Genomic DNA, 8829 nt, shown 5'->3' with positions numbered 1-8829 from the left:
TAGACCGGAGCGCCATGACCTTCTAGGGTAGAGATAACTTTACCTGTGTCCCGATTCCACAGTTTGATGGTGTTGTCACGACTAGCAGAGGCTAGGGTTTTGCCGTCCGGGCTGAACACCACACTATAGACCGGAGCGCCATGACCTTCTAGGGTAGAGATAACTTTACCTGTGTCCCGATCCCATAGTTTGATGGTCTTGTCAAAACTAGCAGAGGCTAGGGTTTTGCCGTCCGGGCTGAACACCACACTAATGACCGATTCGCCATGACCTTTTAGGGTGGAAATCAGTTTACCTGTGTCCCGATCCCACAGTTTAATTGTCTTGTCATCACTGGCGGAGGCTAAGGTTTTGCCGTCGGGGCTGAACACCACACTAATGGCCCAATTGCTATGACCTTCTAGGCGATTTATTTCCCGAATATCTAGCAAAATACTCTGCAAACTAAACAAAGGGCTATAAGCCGGATAATCTGCTAAAGATTTTTTATCCTTGACTAAAGTTTTGAGTTTTTCCCCACTCTGCACGGCTAACAACAATCCTTCAATTTCTCTAAAAGTTCTAAACTCCCGCAGTGCATTTGTTCCTTCTTGTTCCAGTTGCGTACCTATCTGAGCCGTTTCACGTTCTCTTTCTGCTATCTCTAAACCTGCAATGGCCTTTTGACGCTGCTTTTCTGCTGCTGCACGCTGCTGTTGAGCAGTTAGGGCTTGTTTTTGTGCTGCCTTCTGTTGTGAAATTGCTTGTTGTGCCTGTGTCCGTGCTTGTTGGTACTGTACATTAGCTTTATCTAATGTTTGCTGTGCCAGTTTGACACTGTTCTCAGCAATCTTTAAATTCTTTTCTGCTAAAGATTTTTGTTTTAATATCTGTTCTTTTTCTGTCTTCGTAACTTTCGTTGCTGCTTGAGCTTTTTTTAAATCTTCCTTAGCAGCATTCGCTTCTTTTGTGGCTGTTTCCTTCGCTGCATTAGCATTTTTAGATAACTCAAGACTGTATTGAGCAATTATAAACAATGTAACTGCCCCCACTACAGCACAACCCAGCAGCACAGAACCACTGCGAATCTGCCTTTTAGCTTTGTGATTCGCCTCTGCTAAAACTTGCTTTGCTTGTTCCTCTGCTTCCAGGCTTTTTTGCAAATCACGCTTTTCTAATTCCTGACTAGCATCCAAAAATCGGTCATCGACATCAGTTAAACCTTTCCCAATTCGCCAAACCAAAGCTTCTTGTAATGCTTTTCCTCGCAACAACCGCGATTCATCTTGAAAATCAGCAGCCACCCAAGCATTAAAAGCATCAGAATAAGGACGCAACCTAGCTAAAAGATTTTCAGACCATTCCCACTTAAACACCTCTGCATAGATGCGGTTATAAATTCGCAACTTCCCATCCCGCTTTACCACCAACCCAGTCAACCGCAGCGCCATTTGGTCATCACTATCATCAGCTACAATCTCACCCTGCTGCACAATTTGCTGACACAACCCCAAAAGCCGCCCAGTGCGCTGCTCCCCACTTTTCATGATTCTGTCTCGAATCGTCTTTAAATGTTCCGGCTCATCTTGTCCTTCCCAATTTTCAATAATCCGCCTTCTTACAACCTCTTCCACCAACCTCTCAATTGGGGATGGTTGGTCATCTGCATGAGTGGGAGACGCGATGAATCGCGTCTCTACAAGTAACAAATTACAAACTTTCTGGGTTAAGAATGGCTGTCCACCCGTCCACACCAATACCGCTGCCATCAATTCTTGAGGATTTCCCAGCGTTGCCAAACCCCGCGCCAAAGGTTTCGCTTCATCTAACTGAAAACCAGTTAAATCAATTGCCCGTCCAATATTAAAAGGTGTGCGTTTTTTATCTTGAATCAAATCCGAAGGCGTAGACACCCCAATCAACGCAAAAGTGATGCGATTATATTCATGTTTATCAGCCCGTCGGTTATAACAATCACGAATTACTGCAAAAAAATCATCTAAATTAAAATCAAGACTCAAAACGCTATCAATTTCGTCGATAAAAATAACAATATTTGCTGTGATTTTTTTTAGTAAAACCGTTTCAATAAACTTACTAAAATGCTGCACTGGTGAAAGTAAACCGTTCTCACTCCACCAAGTTTCTAAATCAAAATCACTATAAAGATTAAAATATCCCACCAATGTATCAATCACCCCGGCATACCATTGTTCCGGCGTAATTTCTGCCGTCCCAATAGCGGTAATATCAATAGCCGCACAAGCAAACCCTTCATTTTGCAACCGTTGCATCACCCGTACCCGCAAGCTAGATTTCCCCATCTGGCGGGAGTTGAGAACATAACAAAATTCCCCAGCCTTCAAGCCAGCATACAAATCATCATCAGCTTGCCGTTTAACATAAGTTGGCGCATTTGCGGGTAGACTACCCCCGACTTGATACTGATACTGGGTCATAAATGGGTGTAAGGGTATGGGGGTTAGGTTTGAGAAACCCCTCTCCAAACCTCTCCCCTAAAAGGAGAGAGGCTTTGATTCTTGCTCCCCTTCCTTTGTAGGGAAGGGGCTGGGGGTTAGGTTTAAGAAATGTTGTACACAGTAAATTCATGGTGTAGGTTGGGTTGAGGAACGAAACCCAACATCCGCGAGATTTTGTTGGGTTGCGCTATCGCTTAACCCAACCTACGGGTTAAATTAGCTAAGTGTTTTAAAACTTTAACCACAGTATAAATATCTTCCTCACGGTTTAGAGAAAGTGTGTAAGATACGGCATATCTTGGTATATCCTGTTTCATCAACTTAATAAATTGAAATTCTCGACCATTGGTGACAAAACCAAATGTTGGTTTCCCAGTGTCAGAATTACCCAGCATATAAGCCAAAGCTTGAGGGATAGCTACTTCTAAAGAATATTGCGCTCTTTTGGCTTCAATTACCAGTACCCAAAACGGGGGATGAAATACTAAAACATCAATCCGTCCTCGAACAATTGTGCCTTCATCTTCTGACCAAATTTCCACCTCTTGTTCTGAGGCGATGTAAAAAGGCGGTTGATAAAAACCTGCTAAACGCAATAGTGGCGATAACACCACCATCTTGACTACAGGTTCTAAAACTGGATATTTCGATAAGTGTAAATATTCTGCTTTAACTTCGTTGAGTAATTCTTTTTCTGATTCACTTAAATTTGGTAAATCTTGCTGCCATTCTGAAAAAAATTGTTTATCTTCTGCAAGTTGTAGCCCAAATTCATCAATGAGTTGGGCTAGGGTGATATCTTTTCCCTGAGTAACTTGAACCATTTTTTAGACCTTTTAGTCGAATGGTAATTGAAAATAGATCAGAATAAGAACTAAAGTTCTGACTACGAACTTTTACTCCAACCCAAGCGATCGCAAAAGTATTTCCGGTATAAATTACATAAAGGCATCACCTTATTTCCTTGAAATTTGACTAACCCCATACTGCGGAGTTTAAACGCTGCTGTTGTTCCCACATCTACCGCTGCATCAGCTATAACTACTTGTTTCAGTGCTGCTAATAATTGTTCATCCTCCTGCAAATTCAATAAATGGCGGCGTAAATGGTCATTATAGGGGCCTGCTTCTGTGGGTGCGACATGTTCTAACTTGTCTAAAGTTGTCCTTTCCCGCGCAATTTGATAAAGTGCCATCCTCACTAAATAAGGATGTCCACCCACAAGCATAATTAACTGTTGCACTTGGGAATTAGACCAAGTTAATCCATGACGCTGCACTAAATCTTGCACCTGTTGTTGATTTAACTCTGGTAATTCCACAGGTAAACCCACATTAAAGGGCGACTGATTGATATTGAGGGGAATGTACACTTCTTTAGAATGGACAATCACCAATTTGAGTTTTTGCCAATCTGGGTCATTTTTAGCACGTTCATGCCAAGCACGCAGTAAGCCAAAAAAATCAGTCGCAATTGTGGGATGCTTAAAAATTTCATCCACTTCATCTAAACCCAAGGCAATAGGCGTGTCTATCTCTTTGAGCAAATACCGCTGGAAGTAATTTGTACACTTGTTTTTACTTCCCAAAACCCCTTTCCAAAAGTCGCCTAGCTTTTCTGGTAAACCCAAGCTATCGGTGACACTGGCGCAGAACCACTGCAAAAACATATCCAAGCTGCTGAGAAATTCCGCATCGGCTGATTGAAAATCTAAATATGCAGACTTATAGCCTTGCTTGCTGCCATAATCTAGAATTCTTGACATTAATGAGCTTTTACCCATCTGTCTGGGTGCTTTAATCCGAATTAAAGCCCCATCTCTAAGAACTTCTTCATAGCAGTCGATTTCAACAGGCGATCGCTTGATGTAAAATGCAGATTCTAAAGGTACTTGTCCTTCGGGATTTTCTAGGACTACTGCTGGCGTTGTCAGAGTTGTCGCACCTTGATAATTTCGACTTTTAAGAACTGGTGTAGAAGATTCAGGAATGCTTTTGAGGTCAATGGCATTACAGCCAAACTTGTAAGCATCTTCATAAGATCTATTAGCACCCAGAGCATCATAAAACCCAATAGCAAATTCTATTGCAGCCACATCCCCAATTTTTTGATTCATGCCTATCACACAATCAATGTGTTGATAAATCGATTCAGCTTGCACCTCGCTATAACAGGCGTTTAATAACACACATTCAATTTTGTCTTTACATAACCCAAATAGATTAGCTAGCGCCTCTGTACTCACCAGCCGCCATTCCCCAGCATCATTTTCTAAGACTAAACCCTCGTCACCAGCGCCATGCCCCGCAAAATGGACAATTCGAGGCTCATAATCTAAAAGTGCCCGACGCAAGTCTTCAGGACGCACCGCCCATTTGGAAATAATTTCAAACTGATCTCGGTTTTTAGCCCGTTCCAATCCTGCCTGAATTTCCCGTACTTCTTTATCTAAGCGCAGTGGACTGGTATTCGTAGGATTGGCTGATAAAATCAGTATTTTTTTCACAGAGGAAATAAAAGTAGATTAACCCAAGCTTTTTACCTAAAAGTAGTGTACTACAGCCAATATTCCAAAAATATGCTGGGTTACGGAGAAATGGCTGATTGAGCGATCGCTTTACATTGATATAGTAAGAGTGATCGCATCGCCAGTTATGACAAGTTTCGATTGTGCGATCGCAGACGATATGCAAACTATGTTGAGGGTTTAACTTCAGCCAAAATTGCTACTCTCAAGGCACTAAATGCAGTGGAAGAATGACAAATGTAAAATTAAAAATACTGTACAAACAAATCTTGATTTTCTAATCATCAAATTTCCGCAATATATGGAAATAACAAAAGTATCCAGTGAAGGACAAGTAATTATTCCTGAAGAATTGCTAAAAGTTTCAGGCTGGGAAATTGGACAGGAATTAATAGCAACTAATATGGGTGATGGGATTCTTCTCAAACCCAAGAAACCCTTTGCAGAAACCACCTTAAATGATGTTGCTGGCTGCTTAAAATATCAAGGCACACCAAAATCTTTAGAAGATATGAATGATGCCATCCGTCAAGATGTAGAGGAATCATGGCATGGTGGGAGTTGATACTAATATAATTGTACGTTTATTGACCCAAGATGATGAATTACAGTATAGAAAGAGCCTAGAAATTTTTCAAAACAAAAATATTTTCATAGCAAATACTGTCGTTCTAGAAACTGAGTGGGTATTAAGGTTTGCTTATAAGTTTAAATCTGTTGAAATATGTACAGCCTTAAGAAAGCTTTTTGGTTTGCCAAATGTTCATCTGAGTAATGCTAGTCTAGTTTTCCAAGCACTGCAATGGCATGAATCGGGTTTAGATTTTGCTGATGCATTTCATTTAGCCGAAAGTCAAAATCAAGCAGAATTTTACACTTTTGATGATAAATTCCTGAAAAAAGCTAAGGGACTAACTACCTGTGAAGTCAAATTACCTTAATAAGGACTCACCAAAAAAAGCCAGCCTATAAAGGCTATGCTTAGGCGATCACTCCACCCTTAACCTTACATTAATACAGTAAGAGCGATCGCATCGCCAGTTATGACAAGTTTCGATTGTGCGATCGCAATTGATCAGAAAACCTATTTAAAGCGGCAGTATATAAAAATCTTTAAAGAGTGGGTGACCTGAGATTCGAACTCAGAACCAATAGATTAAGAGTCTACTGCTCTACCGTTGAGCTAGTCACCCGCACAGAAGGTAATACTAGCAAATTTCTGGCGGTTTTACTAGCGTTGGCTGGGGAATAATTCATAGTGCAGTCGTTTTGGGAAATTCAACTATGAATGTAGTTTGACCGTTTGCACTTTCTACACAAATAGAACCACTTAAGTGTCTCACCATTTTCTGCACTAATGCCATTTCTAATCCTGTGCCACTATATTTCCAGGGATCATTTTTGGAAAGACGATAGAATGGCTCGAAAATCCGTGACAGTTCATGAGAAGGAATTTCTAATCCAGAATTAATGATACTCAGCTGCACTCCATCTACGCCAAGGTGAGCAGAGACTGTAATTGATTCCCCCGCAGGGGTATATTTACCAGTGTGACTCAAAAGTTCAGTAACAATTCGTTCTAAGTCTGTGATATCTGTTTCTATAGATGGAAGCGCAGGATCAATCGTCAGCTTTAATTGTTGTTGCTGACAACTAGTGATGTCTCTAAAAGACTCAACAATGGGGGGAAGCCAAGTTTGTAGCTCAATGGCAATCAATGTTGGGGGTTCTGGTTCGGCTTCTAAATATGTGAGTGTGAGTAAATCATTAATTAATTTGCTTTCTCGTCCACATTCGTTATGCAGAATTTGTAATAGTTGCGGTACTATTTCTATATTTAATACTCCTTCTGGTGTAAGTACACTTTCTAGAGTTTGGGCGGCCAGGCTAATGCTAGTTATGGGTGTCCGCAACTCGTGGGATAGAGTTCTGAGAAATTCATTTTTGAGGCGTTCTCGTTTTTCTAATTCTCCTAGTTGCGCCTGGGTAGCTTGATAAAGTTGTGCTTGGCGAATCGCGATCGCACATTCATTGGCTAGCTGCTGCACTAGCTCGATTTCAAATTTATCAAACATCTCTTGGGTTGGTCGCAGGAGCCAAAGATTTCCCAAAATCCCTTGTTCGTCAAAGATGGGACAAGCTAGCTGTGTGATCACAAGTAGTTTGGGATGCCATTGAGAAACAATCTCTACAGATTGCCGATGTTGTTTTTCTAACAGTGGTTGATAAACTTCCCAAAAATCGGCAATTCGTTTGGTAAGACCTTGGGATGGGGGTAGGTTAATTGTATGCTCGTAGGCAACCTTGGTGCTAGTAAGGCAGGGGCTGTAAAGTTCGATATAGCAAGACTCAAGTTTTAGTAACTGTACTAATTCTTTAGTAGCTGTTTGCAGTACTTGAGTTTCATTTTGATTGTCGCGGATTTGTTCGGTAATGCGTCGCACTAATGCTTGAAAGTTGTGCGCCTGTTGTAATTGGACTTGATGCTGTTGAGTTTGCAACTTGAGTTGAGTGTCCAGATGCTGTATTTGCTGATGCAGTTCTGCCTGCTGGACAGCAATGCTAATTTGGGTTGCGAGTTGCTTGAGCAGATCAATTTCTATTTGCTGCCATTGATGGGGTTGATCGCAATACTGAGCAATTAATAGCCCCCATAAATTTTGCTGTAATAAAATTGGCACGACCAGATTGGCTCTGACTTGCAAAGAGACGAGAAAATCTATTTGCTCAGGATCTAATCCCGCGGCATAAATATCTTCGACAATTTGAATACAACCTCGTCCGTGGCGTTCTTTATATTTAGTACTGAAACTAGGATCTCGAAAGTTCTTACCCAAAAGCGAAGTATCAACGGTGACAGTTGCTTCGGCGATGATTGTGCCACTTCCATTTGGCTGAATATGGTAAACCATGATGCGATCGCAATTTAAACACTGCCGCAGTTCTTTGACGGTCTGATGGAGAGTTGTGTTTAAATCTAAGGATTCACTAATACGAAGGGCGATCGCTTCTAAAAGTTTTTCTCGTTCAGCTTGAATGCCCCTAACTTGTGCTACCTGTTTGGCGGGAGTAATATTACTACTAGTGCCAATTAATCGATAAATTCTAGAGTTAGCATCCCGCAGTGGTGTCAGAGTCGTACTCCACCAAGTCGGAACTCCTTGGAATTGCAAGCATTGTTCGTAAGAAATTGTTTTCCCAAATAGCACGCAATCACCATAATGCTGACGCACCTTTGCAGCATCGACGGGTGAGAGGATATCTTCTGGTTTTTTCCCCCGGAGATTCTCTGAACTTATACCTAACCATTGCTCATGAGTAGGATTCAGTGCTACATATCGAAAATCCCCATCTTCTAGAACATCTACTACAAATATAGATGCCTGCACAGAATCATACATACTCAGTAGAAATTGTTCGCTACTACTGTTTTCGTTTAATTCCGTGCCAAAGAGAATGTGAGGATTTGATTGTTGTTTCAACTTTAAAGTTGATTCAGTTGGATTTAGATTCATGTGAGAGTCCCTATCTGCTATTTCCGAATCTTTTAGGCGCTCTCTTTGGTGATTTTGCTGGTAAAAATTCTCTATAGCGCCCATAGCAAAGCATTTTTAGCCTTTGCTTATGATACTTAATATCTTTCTCTACTTCTAAACTAGAAATATTAGAAAGTTAATAGCAGTAAGCTTATACAAAACCTACTTTTTCAAGGTTAAAAGGCATTAATAAGTTAGCACAAGCGTGCTGACATTTTTTATTAATAAATTATAGAATTGTTGCATATATTTAACTAAATTCCAAGTATTTTATTTAGTAAATGATACATTTCTTAATAAAAACAAA

6 protein-coding genes and 1 tRNA gene are annotated in these 8829 nt (G+C 40.8%); 2 read left to right on the top strand and 5 right to left on the bottom strand.

Going from position 1 to position 8829, the window contains the following annotated elements; genetic code table 11:
• From I8751_RS29265 to I8751_RS29255, 3 genes are all read right to left on the bottom strand, one after another.
• A partial coding sequence (locus I8751_RS29265; protein ID WP_225894504.1) for an AAA-like domain-containing protein occupies positions 1-2438 on the bottom strand: 2438 nt, incomplete at its 3' end.
• Between the two features lie 215 nt (positions 2439-2653).
• Positions 2654-3283, bottom strand: a complete 630-nt coding sequence (locus I8751_RS29260; RefSeq protein WP_214442575.1) for a type I restriction enzyme HsdR N-terminal domain-containing protein — start codon at positions 3281-3283, stop codon at positions 2654-2656.
• A 62-nt stretch (positions 3284-3345) separates the two neighbouring features.
• Positions 3346-4965, bottom strand: coding sequence for an AAA-like domain-containing protein (locus I8751_RS29255; protein WP_214442574.1), 1620 nt, complete (start codon positions 4963-4965; stop codon positions 3346-3348).
• Positions 4966-5287: 322 nt separating this feature from the next.
• Between I8751_RS29255 and I8751_RS29250 the strand changes: the two genes are divergently transcribed.
• Both I8751_RS29250 and I8751_RS29245 read left to right on the top strand, forming a co-directional pair.
• Positions 5288-5551: an AbrB/MazE/SpoVT family DNA-binding domain-containing protein gene (locus I8751_RS29250; protein ID WP_214442573.1), complete on the top strand. Its 264-nt coding sequence runs from the start codon at positions 5288-5290 to the stop codon at positions 5549-5551.
• Complete coding sequence (locus I8751_RS29245) at positions 5538-5927, top strand: type II toxin-antitoxin system VapC family toxin (RefSeq protein WP_214442572.1); 390 nt, start codon at positions 5538-5540, stop codon at positions 5925-5927. Before I8751_RS29250 ends, I8751_RS29245 begins: the two co-directional genes overlap by 14 nt.
• Before the next feature lie 180 nt (positions 5928-6107).
• Here I8751_RS29245 and I8751_RS29240 read toward each other — a convergent pair.
• Together I8751_RS29240 and I8751_RS29235 are read right to left on the bottom strand one after the other, a co-directional pair.
• Positions 6108-6179: transfer RNA gene (locus I8751_RS29240), tRNA-Lys, on the bottom strand.
• 60 nt (positions 6180-6239) lie between these two features.
• Entirely contained in the window at positions 6240-8501 is a 2262-nt protein-coding gene (locus I8751_RS29235; RefSeq protein WP_214442571.1) for a PAS domain-containing sensor histidine kinase, read from the bottom strand.
• Positions 8502-8829 lie beyond the last annotated feature (328 nt).

Source organism: Atlanticothrix silvestris CENA357, assembly GCF_016056295.1.
Taxonomy (GTDB): domain Bacteria; phylum Cyanobacteriota; class Cyanobacteriia; order Cyanobacteriales; family Nostocaceae; genus Atlanticothrix; species Atlanticothrix silvestris.
Note: the sequence above shows the minus strand (reverse complement) of the source record. Positions and strands in the feature narration are given on the sequence as shown.

Bases quoted from the DNA above. Each gene is read 5' to 3' on its own strand.
- I8751_RS29260 (WP_214442575.1), bottom strand. From the start codon at position 3,283: ATGGTTCAAGTTACTCAGGGAAAAGATATCACCCTAGCCCAACTCATT.
- I8751_RS29245 (WP_214442572.1), top strand. From the start codon at position 5,538: ATGGTGGGAGTTGATACTAATATAATTGTACGTTTATTGACCCAAGAT.
- I8751_RS29235 (WP_214442571.1), bottom strand. From the start codon at position 8,501: ATGAATCTAAATCCAACTGAATCAACTTTAAAGTTGAAACAACAATCA.
- I8751_RS29250 (WP_214442573.1), top strand. From the start codon at position 5,288: ATGGAAATAACAAAAGTATCCAGTGAAGGACAAGTAATTATTCCTGAA.